The 21,228-nt window shown below is 62.4% G+C and carries 23 protein-coding genes, 1 pseudogene and 1 riboswitch; of the genes and pseudogenes, 14 read left to right on the top strand and 10 right to left on the bottom strand.

What is annotated here, in order from left to right; genetic code table 11:
- Positions 1 to 13: 13 nt before the first annotated feature.
- Complete coding sequence (locus tag NKI49_RS03550) at positions 14 to 1,126, top strand: ABC transporter ATP-binding protein (protein ID WP_352599844.1); 1,113 nt, start codon at positions 14 to 16, stop codon at positions 1,124 to 1,126.
- Between the two features lie 76 nt (positions 1,127 to 1,202).
- Here NKI49_RS03550 and NKI49_RS03545 read toward each other — a convergent pair whose 3' ends face one another.
- The 4 genes from NKI49_RS03545 to NKI49_RS03530 form a co-directional block, all read right to left on the bottom strand.
- On the bottom strand, positions 1,203 to 1,439 hold the full coding sequence (locus tag NKI49_RS03545; RefSeq protein WP_027023902.1) for a DUF680 domain-containing protein: 237 nt from the start codon (positions 1,437 to 1,439) through the stop codon (positions 1,203 to 1,205).
- A gap of 63 nt (positions 1,440 to 1,502) precedes the next feature.
- Entirely contained in the window at positions 1,503 to 1,712 is a 210-nt protein-coding gene (locus NKI49_RS03540; RefSeq protein WP_352599842.1) for a DUF680 domain-containing protein, read from the bottom strand.
- Positions 1,713 to 1,782: 70 nt separating this feature from the next.
- Positions 1,783 to 1,989 (bottom strand): DUF680 domain-containing protein, encoded by a 207-nt coding sequence (locus NKI49_RS03535; RefSeq protein ID WP_352599840.1) that lies wholly within the window; start codon positions 1,987 to 1,989, stop codon positions 1,783 to 1,785.
- 67 nt (positions 1,990 to 2,056) lie between these two features.
- On the bottom strand, positions 2,057 to 2,257 hold the full coding sequence (locus NKI49_RS03530; RefSeq protein WP_352599838.1) for a DUF680 domain-containing protein: 201 nt from the start codon (positions 2,255 to 2,257) through the stop codon (positions 2,057 to 2,059).
- A gap of 491 nt (positions 2,258 to 2,748) precedes the next feature.
- Positions 2,749 to 2,951: riboswitch (cobalamin riboswitch) on the top strand.
- Positions 2,952 to 3,063: 112 nt separating this feature from the next.
- On the opposite strand from NKI49_RS03530, the gene NKI49_RS03525 reads away from it, so the two are divergent.
- The 7 genes from NKI49_RS03525 (at position 3,064) to NKI49_RS03495 (ending at position 10,059) form a co-directional block, all read left to right on the top strand.
- Entirely contained in the window at positions 3,064 to 4,311 is a 1,248-nt protein-coding gene (locus NKI49_RS03525) for an aromatic ring-hydroxylating oxygenase subunit alpha (protein WP_352599836.1), read from the top strand.
- 100 nt (positions 4,312 to 4,411) lie between these two features.
- Positions 4,412 to 5,512, top strand: a complete 1,101-nt coding sequence (locus tag NKI49_RS03520; RefSeq protein ID WP_352599834.1) for an FAD-binding oxidoreductase — start codon at positions 4,412 to 4,414, stop codon at positions 5,510 to 5,512.
- 126 nt (positions 5,513 to 5,638) lie between these two features.
- Positions 5,639 to 6,070: a PqqD family peptide modification chaperone gene (locus tag NKI49_RS03515; protein ID WP_352599832.1), complete on the top strand. Its 432-nt coding sequence runs from the start codon at positions 5,639 to 5,641 to the stop codon at positions 6,068 to 6,070.
- 42 nt (positions 6,071 to 6,112) lie between these two features.
- A complete protein-coding gene (locus tag NKI49_RS03510; protein WP_352599830.1) occupies positions 6,113 to 7,156 on the top strand; it encodes a serine kinase in 1,044 nt (347 codons plus the stop codon).
- Positions 7,153 to 7,908, top strand: a complete 756-nt coding sequence (locus NKI49_RS03505; RefSeq protein WP_352599828.1) for a glycosyltransferase family 2 protein — start codon at positions 7,153 to 7,155, stop codon at positions 7,906 to 7,908. Before NKI49_RS03510 ends, NKI49_RS03505 begins: the two co-directional genes overlap by 4 nt.
- Before the next feature lies 1 nt (position 7,909).
- Positions 7,910 to 8,587, top strand: a complete 678-nt coding sequence (locus NKI49_RS03500) for a glycosyltransferase family 2 protein (protein ID WP_352599826.1) — start codon at positions 7,910 to 7,912, stop codon at positions 8,585 to 8,587.
- On the top strand, positions 8,584 to 10,059 hold the full coding sequence (locus NKI49_RS03495; RefSeq protein ID WP_352599824.1) for a nucleotidyltransferase family protein: 1,476 nt from the start codon (positions 8,584 to 8,586) through the stop codon (positions 10,057 to 10,059). The genes NKI49_RS03500 and NKI49_RS03495 overlap by 4 nt, the downstream gene beginning before the upstream one ends.
- A gap of 89 nt (positions 10,060 to 10,148) precedes the next feature.
- Here the strand turns inward: NKI49_RS03495 and NKI49_RS03490 are convergent.
- The 6 genes and pseudogenes from NKI49_RS03490 to NKI49_RS03465 form a co-directional block, all read right to left on the bottom strand.
- A pseudogene (locus NKI49_RS03490) lies at positions 10,149 to 10,428 on the bottom strand (molybdopterin-binding protein); the annotation flags it as partial.
- A gap of 21 nt (positions 10,429 to 10,449) precedes the next feature.
- Positions 10,450 to 11,670, bottom strand: coding sequence for a glycosyltransferase family 87 protein (locus NKI49_RS03485; protein WP_352599822.1), 1,221 nt, complete (start codon positions 11,668 to 11,670; stop codon positions 10,450 to 10,452).
- 57 nt (positions 11,671 to 11,727) lie between these two features.
- Positions 11,728 to 12,357 carry an alpha-ketoglutarate-dependent dioxygenase AlkB family protein gene (locus NKI49_RS03480; RefSeq protein WP_352599820.1) on the bottom strand — a complete coding sequence of 210 codons (630 nt, stop codon included), beginning with the start codon at positions 12,355 to 12,357 and terminating at the stop codon, positions 11,728 to 11,730.
- 266 nt (positions 12,358 to 12,623) lie between these two features.
- On the bottom strand, positions 12,624 to 13,097 hold the full coding sequence (gene lysM / locus NKI49_RS03475) for a peptidoglycan-binding protein LysM (protein ID WP_352599818.1): 474 nt from the start codon (positions 13,095 to 13,097) through the stop codon (positions 12,624 to 12,626).
- Between the two features lie 91 nt (positions 13,098 to 13,188).
- Positions 13,189 to 13,626: an alternative ribosome rescue aminoacyl-tRNA hydrolase ArfB gene (gene arfB / locus NKI49_RS03470; protein ID WP_352599816.1), complete on the bottom strand. Its 438-nt coding sequence runs from the start codon at positions 13,624 to 13,626 to the stop codon at positions 13,189 to 13,191.
- An 81-nt stretch (positions 13,627 to 13,707) separates the two neighbouring features.
- On the bottom strand, positions 13,708 to 15,318 hold the full coding sequence (locus NKI49_RS03465) for a phosphoenolpyruvate carboxykinase (protein WP_352599814.1): 1,611 nt from the start codon (positions 15,316 to 15,318) through the stop codon (positions 13,708 to 13,710).
- 345 nt (positions 15,319 to 15,663) lie between these two features.
- Here NKI49_RS03465 and NKI49_RS03460 point away from each other — a divergent pair, with 345 nt between their 5' ends.
- From NKI49_RS03460 to ahcY, 6 genes are all read left to right on the top strand, one after another.
- On the top strand, positions 15,664 to 16,365 hold the full coding sequence (locus tag NKI49_RS03460) for a response regulator transcription factor (RefSeq protein WP_010912942.1): 702 nt from the start codon (positions 15,664 to 15,666) through the stop codon (positions 16,363 to 16,365).
- A 74-nt stretch (positions 16,366 to 16,439) separates the two neighbouring features.
- Positions 16,440 to 18,224, top strand: a complete 1,785-nt coding sequence (locus tag NKI49_RS03455; protein ID WP_352599811.1) for a sensor histidine kinase — start codon at positions 16,440 to 16,442, stop codon at positions 18,222 to 18,224.
- The gene (locus NKI49_RS03450; RefSeq protein ID WP_502899495.1) at positions 18,221 to 18,685 is read left to right on the top strand and encodes an HPr kinase/phosphorylase; all 465 of its coding nucleotides are present in this window, start codon (positions 18,221 to 18,223) and stop codon (positions 18,683 to 18,685) included. The genes NKI49_RS03455 and NKI49_RS03450 overlap by 4 nt, the downstream gene beginning before the upstream one ends.
- Before the next feature lie 164 nt (positions 18,686 to 18,849).
- A complete protein-coding gene (locus NKI49_RS03445) occupies positions 18,850 to 19,251 on the top strand; it encodes a PTS sugar transporter subunit IIA (RefSeq protein ID WP_010912939.1) in 402 nt (133 codons plus the stop codon).
- Entirely contained in the window at positions 19,248 to 19,544 is a 297-nt protein-coding gene (locus NKI49_RS03440) for an HPr family phosphocarrier protein (RefSeq protein WP_352599809.1), read from the top strand. Before NKI49_RS03445 ends, NKI49_RS03440 begins: the two co-directional genes overlap by 4 nt.
- A gap of 181 nt (positions 19,545 to 19,725) precedes the next feature.
- Positions 19,726 to 21,126, top strand: a complete 1,401-nt coding sequence (gene ahcY / locus NKI49_RS03435) for an adenosylhomocysteinase (RefSeq protein ID WP_352599807.1) — start codon at positions 19,726 to 19,728, stop codon at positions 21,124 to 21,126.
- Positions 21,127 to 21,228: the final 102 nt, after the last annotated feature.

The raw sequence follows: 21,228 nt of genomic DNA, 5'->3' as shown, positions 1-21,228 counted from the left end.
TCGGAGGGAAATCATGGCCGATGTCACGCTAAGACAAGTGAAGAAGTCCTACGGCAATCTCAACATTCTCCACGGCATCGACCTCGATATCAAATCTGGCGAGTTCATCGTCTTCGTCGGCCCGTCGGGCTGCGGCAAGTCGACATTGCTGCGCTCGATCGCCGGCCTCGAGGAGATCACCTCCGGCGAACTCAGGATCGACGGCGAGGTGGTGAACGACGTGCCGCCTTCGAAGCGGGGCATCGCCATGGTGTTCCAGTCCTATGCGCTCTATCCGCACATGACCGTCTATGACAACATGGCGTTCTCGATGAAGATCGGCAAGGAGAGCAAGGCCGAGATCGACCGGCGCGTGCGCCAGGCGGCGGAAATCCTGCAGCTGACCAAATATCTCGACCGCCTGCCCAAGGCGATGTCGGGCGGCCAGCGCCAGCGCGTCGCCATTGGCCGCGCCATCGTGCGCAATCCGAAAGTGTTCCTGTTCGACGAGCCGCTGTCGAACCTCGATGCGGCACTGCGCGTCGCCACGCGTATCGAGATCGCCAAGCTCAAGGAATCGATGCCCAACACGACGATGATCTACGTCACCCACGACCAGGTCGAGGCGATGACGCTGGCCGATCGCATCGTGGTGCTCAAGGATGGCCATATCGAACAAGTCGGCACGCCGATGGATCTGTACAAGAAGCCAGGCAATCTGTTTGTCGCCCAGTTCATCGGCTCACCGGCCATGAACATCCTGCCGGCGACCATCGAAAGGACCGGAAACGCGACAATCGTCAGCCATGTCGGCGGTCGCAAGGCAACCGTGCCGATCTCGACGCCTGCTTCGGCAAAGGGGACGGCGGTAAGCTTCGGCGTGCGGCCGGAGGATCTGATCATCGCCAGCGGTGGCGATTATCTGTTCGAAGGGACGGTCGACTATGTCGAACAGCTCGGCGAGGTTCAGCTCGTTTACATCGATATCGGCCGCGCCGATCTGCCCTTGGTGACCAAGCTGCCTGGCAATGTCGAGGTCAAGCGCGGCTCGACATTGCGGCTGAGCGCCAATGGCGAGGACCTGCATATATTCGACACCGAGGGGCGGTCCTTCGCGCTTCATGAAGCGGAAGCGAAAGCGGCCTGAGACGGAACCACGTCCCGATAACGAAAAAGCGGCGAGCCCAGGCCCGCCGCTTTTTTTTGGAAATCAGCTTCGGCTGTTAGCGGCCGAAGAGATTCCGGTCGCTGCCCTGAGGGGCGGACTTCGGTACGTCGCCCGCCGAATTGAGCAGCTTGTAGACGGGCGACTCGCTCTTGCGGATCGAGCCCGTGTGCGAGGTGTCGACGTTGACGGTCGCCTGCTTGTTGATGTCGGTGCCGCCAACGTTGTCGTTGCGGGCATAGGCGCTGCCGGCGGCAATCAGAAGAGCGGCGGCAGTGAGAACAATCTTTTTCATTTTTTGATACTCCGTATTCGCTAATCCAAGGCGGCGGCAAAGCCGCCGCCTTGCGGTCAGATGTTAGTTGTTGCCGAACAGGTTGCGGTCGCTGCCCTGGGTGACAGGCGCCTGCGTGGCCGGCTCCGACTTGCTGGTCGAAGCCGTATAGGAGCTGTCGACAGCGGTTGTGGCAGGCTGGTTGGCGCCATTGGAGCCAAAGTTGTCGCTGCCGGCAAAAGCGCTACCCGAGATAGCCAGGACGGCGGCGGTAGCGAGGATGATCTTCTTCATTTCAAGTCTCCTGAATTTCAAGTTCCACCGGGGCGGCGGGCAAAGCACGCCGTCCACGGGGAGTTGGCTGTTAGTTATTGCCGAAGAGGTTACGATCGGCGCCCTGGACGGGCTGCTTTTCAGCCGGAGCCGACTTCTGAGTCGAAGCCGTATACGAGCTGTCGGTCGAAGTAACCGCGGGCTGGTTGGCGCCGTTCGAGCCATAATTGCCGCCATCGGCGAAGGCGCTGCCGGAGATCGCCAGAACGGCGGCGGCAGCAAGAATGATCTTCTTCATTTCAAGTCTCCTGAATTTGGTTTCACCAGGGCGGCGGGCGAGCCGGTCACCTGCTGGGAATCGGTTGTTAGTTGTTGCCGAAGAGGTTGCGGTCGCTGCCCTGAGCAGGCGTCTGAGCAGCCGGTTCCGACTTCTTGACCGAAGCGGTGTACGAGCTGTCGACAGCAGTGGCTGCCGGGGCGTTCGAACCATAGTGGTCGCTACCAATGGCGAAGGCGCTGCCGGAAATGGCCAGAAGGGCGGCGGCAGTGAGGACAATTTTTTTCATTTTAGGTACTCCAGTATTTTCCCGTCCGTCTAGCGGCGTGTCTTGGGAGGAAATCGCGTCGTTCGGACAGCCCCGATGTGGGAAAGTCATCTGGTCATTGCCAATCACGAAGTTGTTCCGACTGGACCATGAATCCACCTCTTGAAACTGGGCCAAAACCTTCTACTTGCGATTTTTTCGGTTAAATATCAGATGATTAGATGAAAGCTCCACTCCCATCACCAACTGTGTCGGAGGCCGAGTGTTCACACCGTCCTGCACGCACCGTCAACAGAAACGAACCGTTCGGTTCGATTTTAGGCGCTGCTAATAGTCACTTTTCGAAACCGTTAGCCCTTTTTGCTTCTGCCAAAGATCGAAACCCGACCCCCCGGCGGGGCGGCGATGAGACGATTTCAAGAGCCCCGATCCTCGATCGAACTATCGCTTATGCGTGTCGCGCCGCATGGATGCGATGTCGTTTTCGTGCCGACGCCAAGACGCGTGTCGTGATTAGATCGCGCCATCTCAGGTGCCGCTTCGTGACGACGGGGCGGAGAATTGGGAAGCCGGTCAGAATCCGGCGCTGCCCCCGCAACGGTGGTGGAGTTCAAATCGCAACGGGAGACCACTGGGTGCAAGCCTGGGAAGGTGTCGCGATCGTCCGCAAGGACAACTCCAGAGCCCGGAAACCAGCCGAGATTTCTAGACTCGACTGATCGCGGTGGGCGGTCAAGAGGCGGATGATTCATGCCGGCTCGCCCCTGGCCTGCGTCCAATCCTTCCTCCATCACCACCATAGTCAGTCCTTAACGCGAGGACAGGACATGGATGTGCGCAACGACATGCTGAGGCTGCTGGAGAACCGCAGAGGCGGTTTCTCGCTCGAGCAGCCCTTCTACACCGACCCCGATTTCTTCAAGCTCGACATGGAGTTGATCTGGTATCGCGACTGGCTGTTCATCGGCCATGACTGCGAACTGCCGAAGCCGGGCAGCTATATCACCGCGCAGATCGGCGACTACCCGGTCGTCCTTGTCCGCGACCAGCAAGGCAAGATCAACGCCTTCCACAATTCCTGTCGCCATCGCGGCAGCCGCGTCTGCAACTCCGACAAAGGCACGGCCGCCAAGCTGGTCTGCCCCTATCATCAGTGGACCTACGAGTTGGATGGGCGCCTGCTTTTCGCCCGCCAGATGGCCGACGGTTTCGACAAGAGCCAGTTCGGCCTGAAGCCGGTCGCCTGCGAGAGCGTGGCCGGCTACATCTTCATCTGCCTGGCCAAGGAGCCGGCGGATTTCGCGCCGATGCGGGCGATGATAGAGCCTTATCTCAAGCCGCACCGGCTCAGCGAAGCAAAAGTCGCCTTCGAGAGTACGATCGTCGAGAAAGGCAACTGGAAGCTGGTCTGGGAAAACAACCGCGAGTGCTACCACTGCGCCGGCAACCATCCCGAACTCTGCAAGACGTTTCCGGAAGCGCCTACGGTGACCGGCGTGCAAGGCGCCGACAGCGACCCGGAAATGCTGGCGCACTGGGCGAAATGCGAGGCGGCCGGCCTGCCGAGCAAGTTCCGCATCGATCCGGCCGGGCAATACCGCGCCACCCGCGCGCCGCTGCTGCGCGATGCCGTCAGCTACACGATGACGGGCAAGCGCGCGGTCAAGAAGAACCTGTCAGACAGCGTTGCCACCGATCGGATCGGTTCCTTGCTGCTCTACCACTATCCGACAACCTGGAACCACATCCTCGGCGACCACGCCGTCACCTTCCGCGTGCTGCCGATCAGTGCCACGGAAACCGCCGTGACGACGAAATGGCTGGTGCACAAGGATGCGGTCGAAGGCGTCGACTACGATCTCGCCGAACTCACCCATGTCTGGACGGAGACCAACGACCAGGACCGCCGCATCGTCGAGGAAAACGCCTTCGGCATTCTGTCGCCGGCCTACGAGCCCGGTCCCTATTCGGAACTGCACGAAGGTGGCGTCATCCAGTTCGTCGAATGGTATTCGTCGTTCATCGGCCCGCGCCTGGCCGGCGATGGCAGGCCGGCCCTGCGTAGCGTCGCCTAGAGCATTTTTTTTGGAGCCAAGCGGACACGCTTGGCTGCAAAAACGCAGCGTCTTGGGATCAAGCGATGCACGGAACACAAGGGACAAGAGGATGAATGCGATGACGGACCTTGGCCTCTATCGTCATCTCCACCAGATGGCACCCTGGAACGACCGGCTGCAGGTGCTGGAAGTGATCGGCGTCAGCGACGAGGCGCCTGACGTGAAGACCTTCACCTTCCGTTCCGACAACCAGACCTGGTTCCGCTACAAGCCGGGCCAGTTCGTGACGTTGGAGCTGCCGACCGCCGATGGGCCGCTGATGCGCACCTACACGCTGTCGTCTTCACCGTCACGGCCGTTCTCGATCGCGGTGACGGTAAAGGCGCAGGCCGGCAGCGTCGGCACACGCTGGATGTTCGAGCATTTGAAGCCCGGTTCGCACGTCAAGGCCTACGGGCCGGCCGGAGACTTTTCGCTGCACAGCCATCCGGCGGCCAAATATCTGTTCATCTCGGCCGGCTCCGGCGTAACGCCGATGATGTCGATGCTGCGCTGGTTGAACGACTGCGCGCCATGGACCGACGTCGGCTTCGTCAACTGCGCGCGGCGCGCGGAAGAGATCATCTTTCGCAAGGAGCTCGAACTGCTCGGCGGGCATATGCCGGGCCTGTCACTCGGCTTCATGATCGAAGAGCGGTCTAGCCGCGAGGGCTGGTACGGGCATATGGGCCGGATCGACGCGATCCGGCTGCCGCTGCTGGCGCCCGATTTCCGTGAGCGCGAAATCTTCTGCTGCGGTCCCGACCCCTTCATGCGTGCGGTACGCGGCATGCTCGAGGCAGCCGGCTTCGACATGACGAAATATCACCAGGAGAGCTTTGCCGCGCCGATGGTGGAGGAAATCCCGGCACCGTTCACAGCACCGGCGCAAGACGGTACTGCCGGCCCTGTCGAGGCCGTGACGCCGATCCGGTTCACGCTTTCGGATGTCGATGCGGACTGCGTCGCCGGCCAGACCGTGCTGCAGACGGCGCGCGCCTCGGGCGTGCGAATTCCCGCCGCCTGCGAATTCGGCCTGTGCGGAACCTGCAAGGTGAAAAAAGTCTCCGGCGCTGTCGAGATGAGCCACAATGGCGGCATCCTCGATCACGAGGTCGACGATGGCTTCATCCTGGCGTGCTGCTCGAAGCCGCTGTCGGCGCTGGAAATCGAGGCGTAAGCGGCGAGCACCCGAACCGAGCCCGTGCCTTGCCAAGAAAGAACCCGGTGTTTACAGGCGTTGTAGGGGAAGCAGTCGCACCAGCCGGCGGGTTGGCGGTGGCAATTGCAGGGCGGGACAACACCGATGGGTCATTCCGACGTCTACACGGTCGCGAGCAGCGACATCGTCTTTGAATCTTTCGACGGCGAAGCCGTGGTGCTCGACCTCTCGAATGGCAAGTATTTTGGTTTCTCCGATTCCGGCAGCAGGATCTGGGAGGCGCTGTCATCCGGCGTACCGCCCGTTCAGTTGATCGGAGCGGCGACCCGAGTTGGAGAGGTGACCGCCTCCGAGATCGGCCGGTTCGTTGCGCAACTCCTCGAGTTCGGCTTGCTCGCACTTGCCGCCGATGCACCGGCGCAGATGCCTTCCGAGACCTTGCTCGCCGACTTGGCCCGTGCCGGCGACCCGCTCCATGTCGAGATCCATGACGACCTCGCCGACCTGATCCTGGTCGACCCCATCCACGAGGTGGAAGAGCCCGTCGGCTGGCCGGCGGTCAAGCAGGCAACCTGAACGGCTCACGCCTTGTCAGGCGACCACGGGGGCCGGGCGATCATGTCTAGCATCACGCTGAAAACCCTGCCCGACTATGCGCGCCACGTGCTGGCGGCAGCGGAAAGCGCGGCCGGCGGCTATCACGTCACTCGCAAGGTTCATTTGCCCCGGCTGGAGATGACGGCACATATGGGCGCGGGAGTCCTGGCGAGCGCCGTCGAACAGGCCTTCGTTCGGGCGCCGGTTGCCGGACCCGGCAAATGCAGCATTTTCGTCGCCGATCCGCAAATAGAGGGCGTCCCCGCACCGGCAGGTTGGGGCCGGGCGTTTTTTACTCCTCATGCTTTCGCCGGCCGGCTGGCCGAGGCAGGATTGCGTGGTAACTATTTTCACGATCTGGATTTCTGGCAGTTCTACGATCCGCAACGTGGCGTTGGCGTGCAATTGATGGCCTCGGCCGACGCCTTCCCACCCTGGGAGCCGGGTGCGCCGCTGCGGGCCTTCCTGCATTGGGAATATGCGGCCCGCGGCATGCGGCTCGCCCATGCAGGAACGCTCGGCATCGATGGCAAGGGCATCCTGCTTGCCGGTTCGGGTGGGGCCGGAAAATCGGGAACGGTCGTCGCCGGGCTGCTCAACGGGCTGGACAGTGTCGGCGACGATTATGTGCTGATCGGCATGGCCGCGGCAGTGACCGCCTATCCCCTGTTCGCCACGCTCAAACAGGATCCGGACGGTTTTCGTCGCCTGGGACTGGACCGGAGGCTGACGTCGTACGGCCCGCTCAACTGGCAAGGCAAGCATCAGTTCCACATTGGCGACATAGCGGCCCGGCCGATGCCGTCAAATCTGGACATCACCGCTCTGGTGGTGCCACATATCAGCGGAGGCAGGATCAGTTCGATCATGCCGCTGTCGCGAAAGGAAGCCATGATTGCACTGGCACCGTCCGGTATCGCCCAGATGCCGGGCGAGCGCGAAAGTGGCTTCCGATTTTTCAGCGATCTAACGCGCCTTCTGCCGTGCTACCAGCTGTCGCTGGGGACAGAGCCGCAGGAGATAGCCGGTACGATCGCGGATTTCATGATGCGGGGCACAGCATGAAGCTGAGCGTGATCATGCCGGTCTACAATCGTGAAGATCATGTCGGCCCGGCGTTGCGCTCCCTGCTCAGGCAACGCGACGCAGCCGACCTCGACATCATCGTCGTCGATGACGGTTCCACCGACGGCTCGGCCGCGGTTATCCGGTCGCTGATCGAGGAGGCTCCCTGCATCCGTCTTGTCCAGCAAACCAATGGCGGAGTGACAAAGGCGCGCAACGCCGGTCTGCTGCAATTGCCGCGGCACGCAGACTTCGTGTCTTTCCTCGATTCGGACGATATTTCGCCGGCCGGGCGCTTCAGGGCGGACCTTGCCTGTTTTGCCGGCGATCCCGGCCTCGATCTGACCTACTCGCGGATGATGCTGGTCGACGGCATCGACGACGACACGCTGCAACCAGCCGCCGACAGCCATTGCATGACGGTGCGGGGAATCCACCTGTCGGCGGCGGGCATCTTCAGCCGCAAGCTGATCGAGCGCATCGGCGCCTTCGACGAGGCGTTCAAGCAGGCCGAGGACACCGACTTTCTGCTGCGCGTCTTCGAAAGCGGCCCCAAATTCGTCATGCCCGATACGGTCGCGCTTTACTACAGACGTCATCCGGGAAACATGACCAAGCAAGCCGATACGGCACTGCGGGAATTCATGCGTGCCATTCACAAGTCGATGAAACGGCGCAAGGCCGATCCTTCCTTGCACAGGGTCGAGGGTATCTTCGATTTCAAGGAACTCGCAGACTGGCGCTTTATGTAACATGCCTGGCTATGGCGTCATCATTCCAGCTTTCAACGCGGCCACAACCATTGCCGAGACACTGGCCTCGGTGATGGCGCAAACGGTGAAGCCCGATGACATCGTCATCGTCGACGACGGCTCGACCGATGATCTCGCCGGGATGATCCATGCTCTCGGTATGCCAATACGCCTGCTGCGGCAAGAAAACGCCGGACCTGGCAGCGCCACGACCCGAGGCATCGCGGCCCTGTCGACGCCGTTCATCGCCACGCTCGATGCGGACGATCTGTGGCTGCCGAACAAGATTGAGCGGCAGCTGGCGCATTTCGCAGAAGCTCCGGCAACGTCGGCGGTTTTCTGTCACTGGCGGACCTTCCGCGACGATCGGCCCGACGCGGCCGAGGCCGCCGCCTTGCCCGGCTGGGCGCGGACGACCATGGTAATCCGCCGTGACGTGGCCGACGCCATCGGCCCCGTGGTCGATCCGCCAGGGGGCCGTGGCGAGATGATCGACTGGATCGCCCGCGCCAGGGAGGCAGGCTTCGTTCTCGGCATGATGGATGAGGTGCTGGCCTTGCGGCGCATAAGGCCAGGCAGCCTGTCATACGGACGCGATCCGGCACGCGACCGCGGCTACCTCCAGGTAGCAAGGCTCGCCATGCAGCGGCGAGCGCAGAACAAGGCAGGCACCCGTTGAAGGCCAAGCCAATTCGCCGCATCGGCCGCCGCTTTCCGGACTATGGCTGGTCCTGGCCGACGGGTGGACTCGACCAGTTGCTCAAGGCGGCGCTGCTTGCCAATGAGGACGCCGCCGCAAGTTACGCCACGCTCTGGCTTGACGCGAACGATATCGATCTCGTCTCCTTCCGGGAACACCGGCTGCTGGCTGCCGTCTCCGACAGGTTCGGCAGGAAATTGGCCGGCCATACCGCCTACCCGCGTCTCGTCGGCCTGCAGAAGATGCTGTGGACCAGATCCCGCATGGCGATGCGTGAAGCCGAACCGGCGCTGAAGGCAATGGCGGACGCCGGATGCATGGTGATGCTGATCAAGGGCGCCAGCCGGATCGCCCTCGACACAGCGGCGCAGCGTGGCCGGGTGGCGCACGACATCGACATCTTGGTGCGCCCGCAGGACCTGCAAACGGCCTTCGACGTCCTGCGCGACCGCGAGTGGCAGATCGCCACCGGTGTCAGCCCGCAATATCTGCGGACAAGACTGGCGTCGCTACGCTCGATGAATTTTTTCAAGAGCAATTTTGGCGACATCGACCTGCACCAGCTCGCTTATGACGGGTCGCAGCAAAGCCACGAAGACGACCTGGCGATCTGGCGGCGGGCGGTTGCAGCCGAGTTCAGCGGCGTCGACGTGCTGGTACCGTCGCCGGCCGACCGCATCGCGCTGGCCATCGGGCATGGCGGGCTCGACGCCCACACGCATAGCGACTGGCTGGTGGACTGCGCGGTGGCCCTGCGCGGCGGCGATGTCGACTGGGATGTGTTCCTTGACGTCGTCGCCAGGCGCGGCCTAGCCGTCGCGGCAGCGGTGGCGTTGTCCTATCTGGCGCTTGAGATCGGTGTTCCAGTGCCGGAGACGATGTTGGTCACGGTCATCGAGATGGCCGACCACGCTGGCCTTTCGCGCTGGTCGGGAGTGCTGCAAGCCAAGCCACGGACCGATTTCGGCAGGCTGGTCTGGCTGTCGCGTGGCCTTGCCAAGCAATTGCGGCTGCGGCGAAAGAGCGGCCGGCTGCGGCAGGATCCGCCAGCCAAGGCCTGGCGCGGCAGGCCAGCCCGCAACGAGCCAGCCGAAGCAGCGTCGCTATCGGTGTTCTCACAAGCCATGCCCTGCCCGCCGACGGCAGGAGACATGATGCTGGACATCACGGTCAGGATCAGCGTTCCACCGGTCCGCCGCCGCATCGAAATGGAGATCAACGCCGATGATCACCATTTTGCGCGCCTGCGCGCCATGGCCATCAGCCGGTCCGGTGGAGAACGGGTGCTGCACTTTCGCGGCAAGGTGACGCTTGACGGCGAGAAGCACGCCTTGACTCTTGAGGCGAGACCCTCCCGGCAATTCCGGCAATGGCACGATGAGGCGACCGTCGCCGCCTACGGCGCACTGCCGTTCCAGTTGGTCTCGGCGATCTTTTCACCGCTGCGCTGACAACGCCGCGCCGCCGCATCCCGACCCGTGCCGCGCGATTGTGAAAAAAGCGGCGGCGACACGTCTCCCGAACCAGCCGTTTCCATTCAGACGCCCTGCCATGCCGTATCGAACTTTGGTCCACGCGGTCACGCAATGGATGTCGCGCGTCATCCTGGTCAGCGGCAAAGCGTTGAACTCGGCCCAGTTCCATTTCCTGACCGGTCTCGGCCCGTGCTTCAACGTGAACGTCCAATCCTCGGTGGGCAGATGTGGCGTCGGTCCCGCCGACAGCACCGGAAATCCCTGCTCGAGATGTTGGCCGGGCGGGATGCGCGCATCGCTATCCGTTGGCGGACGCCGTCCCGAAAAGAAGCCTCGGGGGACCATTGCGGTAATTCCTCGCTGCAACTAGCGTGTGTGGCTTCCCGGCGCCTCTGAAACAACGTTCCCACGTTCGCGGGCACTTATGCCGACGAGCATCCATGCCGACAGGGACAACGGCACCAGCACGCCAATCCCCAGCCCGGCACCATTCACCAGATGAGCGATGGCAGGATAGAGCCAAATAAACGCCAGGAAAAGCCGAGGTATATTGGCGCGTGTCGAGAACAAATAAGCGACCGCAATGGCTAGGCCTACAGTGTCGTAGCTGTAGCCGTAAGGCGTCGCCACCGTCGCCAGCACGACGGTAAGGACCACCCTTTCGCCATGGTCGACTTGCCGCCGGGGCAGCCAGATCCAAATGGCGGCGGTGATCGCGGCGATTGTCGCGACAGCCTGCATCGCGTAAGCCACCGTCAAGTTCGACCCGCATGCGCGCGCCAGGAAGAACATGGTTGCGGCATTGGACTGGTAAGACTGGGGATATTGCGCCTCCAGTATTGCGGTCATCAAGGGACGGGTTTCGGTCCAGAACAGCCGCCAGACGTCAAATCCGAGCATGGCGCCGGTCAGGACGAACAGCGCAGCCGATGAAAGGACAGCGGCGGCGATGGCGCGCCAATTGCCGCTCGCCAGCAGGCAGAACGGAACCAGAATGCCGAGATGCGGCTTGACCGTCAACAACCCGAACAGCACCCCGGCCAGGATCGGCCGCCTTGGTACAACCGCCAAGCCACCGATGAGAAGCGCGGTGGTCAAGGCGCCGTTCTGGCCGAAGATGGCATTGATGAACACGGCCGGGCACACAAGGATGGCCGCTTCGGCAAATGTGGCCAGTTTCAGCGGCCGCACCGCCAGCCACAGGCAAAAGATGGTACCGAACGTCCAGACGAAATAGGCCGAAAAGATTGGCAGTAAGGCGAGCGGCATGCCGAAGATCAGGATGCTGGGCGGATAACTCCATTCTTGATTGGGAAGGTCGGGCGAGAACATCTGTCGCAGCGTCGCGCGGTAGGCGTCGACGTCGAACAGCAACGCGACATGACGGTCGAGCGCCATGCGTCCACCGGCCCACAGGTTGGAGAAATCCCAGTAGGGCAGGCGGTCGCTGAGTTCGGAGAAGCCGTGCTCGTCGAAGGTCCACAAAGCGAGGTGGTAGCGCAACCCAATCAGGATTCCGGTGCACAGCACCAAGGCACCGAAGCGCAGATCGGATTGGCTGGGGGCAGTCTGATTGACCAGTGCCATTGCGGTGTTTTCCAAAAACCCTGCCGGCCCTGATAAGGGATGCGCGTTAAGATCGGCTTATGCGGAGCCTTCGTCCGGCTTCGTCACCCGCCGCAATGTGAGATTGATCCGCCCGCCATTTTTCAGCAGCGCCGAGGTCGAGGGGTAGATGCGGTCGACGCCGTGGAAGCAGAGGCGGCCCTCGCCACCGAGCACGACCACGTCGCCGCTTTTCAACCTGAACGACTTGGTGCCGCCCTCGCGCGTCGTCTGGCCGATCCTGAACAGGCATTCGTCACCCAGCGAGACAGAGACGACGGGGGCTGAGAAATCGGTCTCGTCGCGATCCTGATGCAGGCCCATTTTTGCGTCCGCCGTGTAGAAATTGACCAGGCATGCCTCCGGCGGATGCTGGTAGCCCGACACCTGCCGCCAGAGATCTAGCAGGCTCTCCGGGATCGGCGGCCATGGCAGTCCGGTCAGCGGATGCGTCGGCTGATAGCGGTAGCCTCTTTCCTTGTCGGTGACCCAACCGAGCGGACCGCAATTGGTCATGCGCACGCTCATTTCCTTGCCGGTGCGCGGCATGGCCGGCACAAACAGCGGCGCCTGTTGCACAATGCTTCTCACGTTCTCGACCAGCCCCTCCTGGGCAGTGCGGGACAGATAGGCCGGCATGTGGCGAACGCCCTTGGACAGAACGAGCATGGGTTGGCTCACCTCGCGAATGGTTCGGGCCGCAACATGCCACCATCAAAGGAAAACGGCGACCCGAAAGCACTCGCCGGTCTCACCGAGATATTGACGTGGGATCGGCGCTATGAGCGCGCAACGGCGTGCAACAGCGGCTATTGCTACATGGGTCAGGACCGCAACATCACCGCTTTGTCGAAGCGCCCGCGGTAAAATCAAAAACGCCGCGCGTCCTTTCGGATGCGCGGCGCGTCGATTTCGCTGCTTCGGTGCGATCCGCTTCAGCCAAGTTCGGGAATGCGCAGGACCTGGCCCGGATAGATCTTGTCGGGATGGGTCAGCATCGGCTTGTTGGCTTCGAATATGACCGTGTTCTTGGCGCCCTGACCCTTGCCGTAGCTCTTCTCGGCGATCTTCCAGAGATTGTCGCCCTTCTGCACGGTATAGAAGGTCGGCTCCTTAGCCGGGCTTGCCGCCTTGCCGGCGTCCGGCGCGACCTGCAATTCGTCGGCCTGCACCTTGGAGACGCCCAGCGTGTTGCCTACAGCGATGACCGCCTTTTCGAAGATCGACTGGTCCTTGACCACGCCCTTTAGCACCGCCGTATCACCCTGAACCACAACTTGCACGCCATCGGTGCCGAGCTTGTGTGAATCGAGTTCCTTCTTGAGCGTGTCGGCCGTGGGTGCGGCTTCCTCGTCGCCGCCGATGCCGAGTTTCTTGCCGACGCTCTTGACGAAATCGAACATTCCCATCTGCGATCTCCGTTGCTGTGGTGGGTACCGCCAGCTTGCCACCTGCAACCCAGAATTGGAAGGCACCCGCCCAGTGCAGCCTTCGCGATGCTTAATCGTTCTCTATCCGGCCACGCAGCTTCTTGATCGTGCCGCGTCCGGCCTTGCTCTTCAGTCGCCGCTCCACCGCGCCTTTCGACGGCCTTGTCTTCTTGCGCGGCGGTGGCGGCGGTTCCGCGGCCTTGGCGACCAGCGCCGCAAGCCTCGCCCGCGCATCGGCCCGGTTCTGCTCCTGTGTGCGAAAGCGCCCGGCCTCGATGACGATGACGCCGTCCTTGGTGGCGCGCTGGCCGGCAAGCTTGATCGTGCGGGCGCGCACGCGCTCCGACAGGCCGGCCGCGTTCTGCGCATCGAAGCGCAGCTGCACGGCCGTGGCCACCTTGTTGACGTTCTGGCCACCGGGACCCGACGAGCGGATGAAATCCTCGTGCAGGTCGCCTGGGTGGATCACCGCGTCGTCGGCAATGATGATCTTGTCGTCCGAGGTCATGGCGCAGTCATGGCGCGGCGGATCAAAAAAGAAAAGGCCCGATCGAAACCGGGCCCCCAATAGTGCTGAGCGGCGTGGCGATTACTCCGCCGCCTCCTGCATGCGCGGCGCTGCCCCCAGCACGACGGCGTCGACGTGGCTCTCGAACTTTTCGAAATTGACGGCGAACATGCCGACCAGCCTTGCCGCTTGACGGTCATAGGCAGCCTTGTCGGCCCAGGTCGATCGCGGGTCGAGAATGGTGCTGTCCACCCCCGGAACAGCCACCGGCACCTCGAAGCCGAAATTGGCGTCGGTGCGGAACTCGGTTGCGTTCAGCGAGCCGTCGAGCGCGGCCGCAAGCAAGGCGCGCGTCGCCTTGATCGGCATCCGCCTGCCGGTGCCGTAAGCACCGCCAGTCCAGCCAGTGTTGACCAGCCAGCAATCGGCGCCATGGCGGGCAATAAGCTCGCGCAGCAGATTGCCGTATTCCGACGGGTGGCGTGGCATGAACGGGGCGCCGAAGCAGGTCGAGAACGTCGCTTCGGGCTCGGTCACGCCCTTTTCGGTTCCAGCCACCTTGGCGGTGTAGCCCGAGAGGAAATGATACATCGCCTGCGCCGGGGTCAGCCGGGCGATCGGCGGCATCACGCCGAAGGCGTCGGCGGTCAGCATGATGATGTTCTTGGGATGATGGGCCTGTCCCGTCTTGCTGGCATTGGGAATGAAGTCGAGCGGGTAGGCGCAGCGCGTGTTCTCGGTGAGCCGGCCGTCGTTGAAGTCCGGCACGCCATCGGCGTCGAGCACGACGTTTTCCAGCACCGTGCCGAAGCGCTGCGTGGTGGCGAAGATTTCGGGCTCGGCTTCGGCCGAAAGCTTGATCGTCTTGGCGTAGCAGCCGCCTTCGAAGTTGAAGATGCCGTGCGGTCCCCAGCCATGCTCGTCGTCGCCGATCAGCGTGCGCGACGGATCGGCCGACAGCGTTGTCTTGCCGGTGCCCGACAGGCCGAAGAAGATGGCTGCGTCGCCATTTGGCCCCTCATTGGCCGAGCAGTGCATCGGCATCACGCCCTTTTGCGGCAAGAGATAGTTGAGCATGGTGAACACCGACTTCTTCATCTCGCCGGCATAGGAGGTGCCGCCGATCAGCACGATCTTGCGCATGAGATCGACGGCGATCACCGTTTCGGTGCGACTGCCGTGGCGGGCGGGATCGGCGCGGAAGGACGGCAGGTCGATGATCGTCATCTCGGGCACGAACCGCTCGAGTTCGGCTGCGTCGGGACGAATGAGCAGATTGCGGATGAACAGCGAATGCCAGGCGAATTCGGTGACCACTCGGGTGGGGAGCTTCAGCTCCTCGTCGGCACCGCCAATGAGATCCTGCACGTAAAGATCCTTGTCGGCGGCATGGGCACCGAAATCGGCGAGCAGCGTATCGAACTGGGCCGGCGAGATCGCCTTGTTGTTGTCCCACCAGACATGCGGCTCGGTGGCGGCGTCGCGGACGACGAACTTGTCCTTGGGCGAGCGGCCGGTGTGCTGTCCGGTCTCGGCGACAAGCGCGCCGTGCGCGGTCAACCGCGCCTCGCCGCGCCGGATCGAGTCCTCGTAAAGGGCCGCCGCACCGAAATTGTAGCGCACCACGCCGGTGGTCTTCAGGCCGATATGATCGATCGCGCAAGCCAAATTGCGTTTGCCGACTTCCGACATTGGTGTCCCCTTTCTTCGATTTGCCGCATCTTTGCCGGCGCATTTCCAGCATGCCCACCAAGCGAGCTAAGATGGTCAGAACCAGAAAAGGCAAATGATATCAAATCATTAATCGATTTAAATATTTTGAAAGTTGTTTAAATCGTTTATATGTGCGAAAAGTTTCGCGGTTGCCCAAAGGATTGGCAGCGTTCGTTCGTCCAATCCGTGTCGAGGTAGGATTGTGGCCGCCGGCACACCGCCCGTGACACCGGGCAAGGCCTATGCCACATTTTGTACCTAATTTGTCCTGCAAAAGCCCCTTCTCGACGAAAGAAGGGACAGCTCATGAGGGAGCCGCTAGAAATGGCAACAATCGCGCTTGTCGATGACGACCGCAACATTCTGACATCGGTGTCGATCGCCCTTGAATCCGAGGGGTACCGTGTCGAGACCTATACGGATGGTGCGTCCGCGCTGGAAGGCCTGGCGGCGCGACCGCCAAACCTGGCCATTCTCGACATCAAGATGCCTCGCATGGACGGCATGGAGCTTCTGCGCCGGATGCGCCAGAAGTCCGACCTGCCGGTGATCTTCCTGACCTCCAAGGATGACGAGATCGATGAACTGTTCGGCCTCAAGATGGGCGCCGACGACTTCATCCGCAAACCGTTCTCGCAGCGCCTGCTGGTCGAGCGGGTGCGCGCCGTACTGCGCCGTGCCAGCGCCCGCGAGGCTGCGGCAAAGGCGCCCAGCCAGCAGGCACGCTCGCTCGAGCGCGGCCAACTCGTCATGGACCAGGAGCGCCATACCTGCACCTGGAAAGGCGAACCGGTGACGCTCACCGTCACCGAATTCCTGATCCTGCATTCGCTGGCGCAGCGGCCCGGCGTCGTAAAAAGTCGTGATGCGCTGATGGATTCGGCTTATGATGAGCAGGTCTATGTCGATGACCGCACGATCGACAGCCACATCAAGCGGCTGCGCAAGAAGTTCAAGGCCGTCGACGACGACTTCGAGATGATCGAAACCCTTTACGGAGTCGGATATCGGTTCCGCGAAGCGTGAGTTGATGCATGTCACCCCTGGTTTCGGGACAACGACATGTATCATAACGAAGACTAGGCGGGAGCTGCTATTCGATGGCAGTTGAAGCACAGCGAAGCAGACCGGCGGGCGCTGCCAGGCGGCCGTCGCGCATCATGCCGTCCTTCGTTTCGAAGATCACGGTGCCGATGCGCCGCTTCCTCGGCCATCACATCTTTTCCAGCCTGACGCGGCGCATCCTGTTCCTCAATCTTGCCGGACTGGCCGTCCTGGTCACCGGTATTCTCTATCTGAACACCTTCCGCGACGGGCTGATCGACGCCCGCGTCGAAAGCCTGATGACCCAGGGCGAGATCATCGCCGGGGCGATCGCGGCATCGGCGACGGTCGAAACCGATTCGATCAGCATCGATCCTGAAAAACTGCTCGAGCTGCAAGCCGGCGAAAGCCTGGGCCCCGGCTCCGATCAGCTCGACAATCTGGATTTTCCGATCAATCCGGAACGCGTCGCGCCAGTGTTGAGGCGGCTTATCTCGCCGACCAGGACGCGTGCGCGCATCTATGACCGCGATGCCAACCTGCTGCTCGATTCGCGCCATCTCTATTCGCGCGGCCAGATCCTTCGCTACGACCTGCCGCCGGTCGAGGAGGAAGAACCCGACCTTGTCGAGCGCATCCAGAAGTTCATCTTCGACTTCTTCCGCAACACCGACCTGCCCGTCTATCACGAACAACCGGGCGGCACCGGCGCCGCCTTCCCGGAAGTGGTCAAGGCGCTTACCGGCAGCCCGTCCACCATCGTCAGGATCAGCGAGCAAGGCGAGCAGATTGTTTCGGTGGCGGTGCCGATCCAGCGCTTCCGTGCCGTTCTCGGCGTGTTGATGCTGTCGACCGAAGGCGGCGACATCGACAAGATCGTCGCCGCCGAGCGCAAGGCGATCCTGCGGGTCTTCGGCATCGCGGCTCTGGTCACCGCTATCCTGTCCATGCTGCTGGCTTCCACCATCGCCAACCCGCTGCGGCGGCTGGCGGCGGCGGCGGTGCGCGTACGGCGCGGCGTCAAGAACCGCGAGGAAATCCCTGATTTCTCCGACCGGCAGGACGAGATCGGCAATTTGTCGATCGCCGTGCGTGACATGACCAACGCGCTCTACGCTCGCATCGAGGCGATCGAAAGCTTCGCCGCCGATGTCTCGCATGAATTGAAGAACCCGCTGACCTCGCTGCGTAGCGCCGTGGAAACCTTGCCGCTGGCGAAAAACGATACTTCCCGCGCGCGTCTGATGGAGATCATCCAGCACGACGTCAAACGGCTGGATCGTCTCATCACCGACATTTCCGATGCTTCCCGTCTCGACGCGGAGCTGGCGCGCGAAGACGCGGGAACCGTGGATCTGAAGAAATTCGTCACCGATCTCGTCGCCGTGTCGCGCGAGACGACCCGGCACAAGAAGGCCGTCGAGATCGAACTCAGGGTCGCCAAGCTGCCGCAGGGCGTCAAAGGCTATTTTGTCGTCGGCCATGATCTGCGCATCGGCCAGGTCATCACCAACCTGATCGAGAACGCCCGCTCCTTCGTTCCCGACGACCACGGCCACATCACGCTGTCGCTGGCGCGCGCCGGGAAGTTCAACATCCTCACCGTCGACGACAATGGTCCCGGCATCCGGGCCGACAACATCGATCGCATCTTCGAGCGCTTCTACACCGACCGGCCGGCCGGCGAGGCGTTCGGCCAGAATTCGGGCCTTGGCCTGTCGATATCCAGGCAGATCGTCGAGGCCCATGGCGGCACGCTGACGGCCGAAAACATACCCGGTACCAAGCCCGGCGAGATCAAGGGTGCGCGCTTTGTCGTGACGCTGCCGGCCGAAGCGTGATCGCCAGTCCAGTCGTGCGGCCTGAAAATATCCATGCAACGGCGCTTCTGATCGGCGAGCGCGGCATTCTGGTCACCGGCGCATCCGGTTCGGGCAAGACGACGCTGGCGCTGGCACTTATCGATCATTGCCACCGGCAGGGACTGTTCGCGCGGCTGGTCGGCGACGATCAGCTTTTCGTGGAGGCGCACGCAGGGCGGCTGGTGTGCCGCGCGCCCGCTACGATCGAAGGCCTCATCGAGGTGCCGGGGCTGGGTCCGCGGCGCCTGCCGTTCGAACCAGCCTGCGTCGTCGACCTGCATGTGCGCCTGCTGCCGGCGGATGAAACCGCACGCTTTCAGGAGGATGCCAGCGACAGCATCGCCGGCTACGCGGTGCAACGCATCGACCTGGTGCAACGCAATGTCACTGCTGCCTTGCCAGCAGTGATGGCGCGGCTGCCGATGGCGCCTTTTCTATGATCCGCCCGGGGTTTTTTGCTGCAATGCGTCAAAATGGCGTGGGCGGGCGCAATTTTGGGCTTGTCAACGGGCCGCGCGTCGACAAGATAGCGCTCCCGCCGCCTGGAATGGCTGGCGAGCATAAAATGCGCCTGTGAAGCGGCGATGACGGGAGCCACTAAAGAATGATCGGACTCGTGCTTGTAACGCACGGTCAACTGGCCACCGAGTTCCGACATGCCGTCGAACATGTCGTCGGGCCACAAGACAATTTCGAAACCGTGGCGATCGGCGCCGATGACGATATGGAGCAGCGTCGGCGCGATATCGTCGATGCCGTCGCCCGTGTCGATACCGGGGCGGGCGTCATCGTGCTGACCGACATGTTCGGCGGCACGCCCTCGAACCTTGCCATCTCGGTGATGGAGTCCGGCCGCACGGAAGTCATCGCCGGCATGAACCTGCCGATGCTGATCAAGCTGTCCTCGATCCGCAAGGGCGACAACATGGCGGCCGCGCTCGACGAGGCGCAGGCCGCGGGCCGTAAATACATTAACGTCGCCAGCCAGCTTCTGAGCAGCAAATGAACGCACTGCCCCCGGAAAAAGACCAGATCGTCCGGGAGTTTCCAATCGTCAACCAGCGCGGCTTGCATGCGCGCGCCTCGGCGAAGTTCGTCCAGCTCGCCAGCGGCTTCAACGCCTCGGTCCATGTCGAGAAGGATGGCGTCAGGGTAGGCGGTACCTCGATCATGGGCCTGATGATGCTTGCGGCAAGCCCAGGCTACTCGATTCGCGTCACCGCCAGCGGGCCCGAGGCCCAGGAGGTCATGGACGCCCTGGAGCAGCTGGTAGCCTCCCGCTTCGGCGAGGAAAGCTGACTTCCTGCACCGCCAAAGCATCTTCGAGAGACATGCAGGGATAAAGATTTCTTTATATCCCATTGTCCTCCCAAGCGTGATCTGCTAGTCAGGCCGGCAATTCGCGCCCTTTGACGTGCCTGTTGGCGCGGGCGCATCCGCAACCAGTTCGCAGCAAGAACAATCGCATCGGAGCACTGCCATGACGGGTACCAAGGATTATGTGGTCGCCGACATCTCGCTTGCCGGCTGGGGCCGCAAGGAACTCGATATCGCCGAGACCGAAATGCCGGGCCTGATGGCCTGCCGCGAGGAATTCGGCGCCAAGAAGCCGCTCAAGGGCGCGCGCATCACCGGCTCGCTGCACATGACCATCCAGACGGCGGTGCTGATCGAGACGCTCAAGGCGCTCGGCGCCGACATCCGCTGGGCTTCCTGCAACATCTTTTCGACCCAGGACCATGCGGCCGCGGCCATTGCCGAGACCGGTATCCCGGTCTTCGCCGTCAAGGGCGAGAGCCTCGAACAATATTGGGACTACACCGACCGGATCTTCCAGTGGGCCGACGGCGGCCTCTCCAACATGATCCTCGATGACGGCGGCGACGCCACCATGTACATCCTGATCGGCGCCCGCGCCGAAGCCGGCGAGGACGTACTGTCCAATCCGCAGAGCGAGGAGGAGGAGTATTTCTACGCGCAGGTCAAGAAGCGCCTGAAGGCTTCGCCCGGCTTCTTCACCAAGCAGAAGGAAGCCATCCGCGGCGTCACCGAAGAAACCACCACCGGCGTCAACCGGCTCTACCAGCTGCAGAAGAAGGGCCTGCTGCCCTTCCCCGCCATCAACGTCAACGACTCGGTCACCAAGTCCAAATTCGACAACAAGTACGGCTGCAAGGAATCGCTGGTCGACGGCATTCGCCGCGGCACCGACACGATGATGGCCGGCAAGGTCGCGGTCGTCTGCGGCTATGGCGATGTCGGCAAGGGCTCGTCGGCCTCGCTCAAGGGCGCCGGCGCACGTGTCAAGGTTACCGAGGTCGATCCGATCTGCGCATTGCAGGCGGCAATGGACGGCTTCGAGGTCGTGACGCTGGAAGACGCGGCACCGACCGCCGACATCGTCATCACCACCACCGGCAACAAGGACGTCGTCACTCTCGACCATATGCGGTCGATGAAGGACATGGTGATCGTCGGCAATATCGGCCACTTCGACAACGAGATCCAGGTCGCGTCGCTGCGCAACCTGAAGTGGACCAACGTCAAGCCGCAAGTCGACATGATCACCTTCCCGGATGGCAAGCGGATGATCCTTCTGTCCGAGGGCCGCCTGCTCAACCTCGGCAACGCGACCGGCCACCCGAGCTTCGTCATGTCGGCATCCTTCACCAACCAGGTGCTGGCCCAGATTGAGCTGTTCACCAAGTCCGATCAGTACCAGAACCAGGTCTATGTGCTGCCCAAGCATCTCGACGAGAAGGTCGCGCGCCTGCACCTCGACAAGCTGGGTGCCCGCCTGACCGAATTGTCGGGTGAACAGGCCGCCTATATCGGCGTCACGCCCCAGGGCCCGTTCAAGCCGGAACACTACCGCTATTAACCAAGCGTACATTTGCCACTAGATATTGACGCCGGGCGATTGACTTTTCGCCCGGCTTTATTTTTGCGCGCGATCAGCCTTCACGGCGATTCGGCGAGGGTT

Origin of the sequence: Mesorhizobium sp. M0587 (assembly GCF_040320945.1) — a bacterium.
Taxonomy (GTDB): Bacteria; Pseudomonadota; Alphaproteobacteria; order Rhizobiales; family Rhizobiaceae; genus Mesorhizobium.
This window is presented reverse-complemented; position numbering and strand designations above follow the sequence as displayed.

Excerpts from the sequence above, each read along its gene's own strand:
- NKI49_RS03550 (WP_352599844.1), top strand. The coding sequence starts at position 14 with ATGGCCGATGTCACGCTAAGACAAGTGAAGAAGTCCTACGGCAATCTC.
- NKI49_RS03545 (WP_027023902.1), bottom strand. The coding sequence starts at position 1,439 with ATGAAAAAGATTGTTCTCACTGCCGCCGCTCTTCTGATTGCCGCCGGC.
- NKI49_RS03540 (WP_352599842.1), bottom strand. The coding sequence starts at position 1,712 with ATGAAGAAGATCATCCTCGCTACCGCCGCCGTCCTGGCTATCTCGGGT.
- NKI49_RS03535 (WP_352599840.1), bottom strand. The coding sequence starts at position 1,989 with ATGAAGAAGATCATTCTTGCTGCCGCCGCCGTTCTGGCGATCTCCGGC.
- NKI49_RS03530 (WP_352599838.1), bottom strand. The coding sequence starts at position 2,257 with ATGAAAAAAATTGTCCTCACTGCCGCCGCCCTTCTGGCCATTTCCGGC.
- NKI49_RS03525 (WP_352599836.1), top strand. The coding sequence starts at position 3,064 with ATGGATGTGCGCAACGACATGCTGAGGCTGCTGGAGAACCGCAGAGGC.
- NKI49_RS03520 (WP_352599834.1), top strand. The coding sequence starts at position 4,412 with ATGACGGACCTTGGCCTCTATCGTCATCTCCACCAGATGGCACCCTGG.
- NKI49_RS03515 (WP_352599832.1), top strand. The coding sequence starts at position 5,639 with ATGGGTCATTCCGACGTCTACACGGTCGCGAGCAGCGACATCGTCTTT.
- NKI49_RS03510 (WP_352599830.1), top strand. The coding sequence starts at position 6,113 with ATGTCTAGCATCACGCTGAAAACCCTGCCCGACTATGCGCGCCACGTG.
- NKI49_RS03505 (WP_352599828.1), top strand. The coding sequence starts at position 7,153 with ATGAAGCTGAGCGTGATCATGCCGGTCTACAATCGTGAAGATCATGTC.
- NKI49_RS03500 (WP_352599826.1), top strand. The coding sequence starts at position 7,910 with ATGCCTGGCTATGGCGTCATCATTCCAGCTTTCAACGCGGCCACAACC.
- NKI49_RS03485 (WP_352599822.1), bottom strand. The coding sequence starts at position 11,670 with ATGGCACTGGTCAATCAGACTGCCCCCAGCCAATCCGATCTGCGCTTC.
- NKI49_RS03480 (WP_352599820.1), bottom strand. The coding sequence starts at position 12,357 with ATGCTCGTTCTGTCCAAGGGCGTTCGCCACATGCCGGCCTATCTGTCC.
- lysM (WP_352599818.1), bottom strand. The coding sequence starts at position 13,097 with ATGGGAATGTTCGATTTCGTCAAGAGCGTCGGCAAGAAACTCGGCATC.
- arfB (WP_352599816.1), bottom strand. The coding sequence starts at position 13,626 with ATGACCTCGGACGACAAGATCATCATTGCCGACGACGCGGTGATCCAC.
- NKI49_RS03465 (WP_352599814.1), bottom strand. The coding sequence starts at position 15,318 with ATGTCGGAAGTCGGCAAACGCAATTTGGCTTGCGCGATCGATCATATC.
- NKI49_RS03460 (WP_010912942.1), top strand. The coding sequence starts at position 15,664 with ATGGCAACAATCGCGCTTGTCGATGACGACCGCAACATTCTGACATCG.
- NKI49_RS03455 (WP_352599811.1), top strand. The coding sequence starts at position 16,440 with ATGGCAGTTGAAGCACAGCGAAGCAGACCGGCGGGCGCTGCCAGGCGG.
- NKI49_RS03445 (WP_010912939.1), top strand. The coding sequence starts at position 18,850 with ATGATCGGACTCGTGCTTGTAACGCACGGTCAACTGGCCACCGAGTTC.
- NKI49_RS03440 (WP_352599809.1), top strand. The coding sequence starts at position 19,248 with ATGAACGCACTGCCCCCGGAAAAAGACCAGATCGTCCGGGAGTTTCCA.
- ahcY (WP_352599807.1), top strand. The coding sequence starts at position 19,726 with ATGACGGGTACCAAGGATTATGTGGTCGCCGACATCTCGCTTGCCGGC.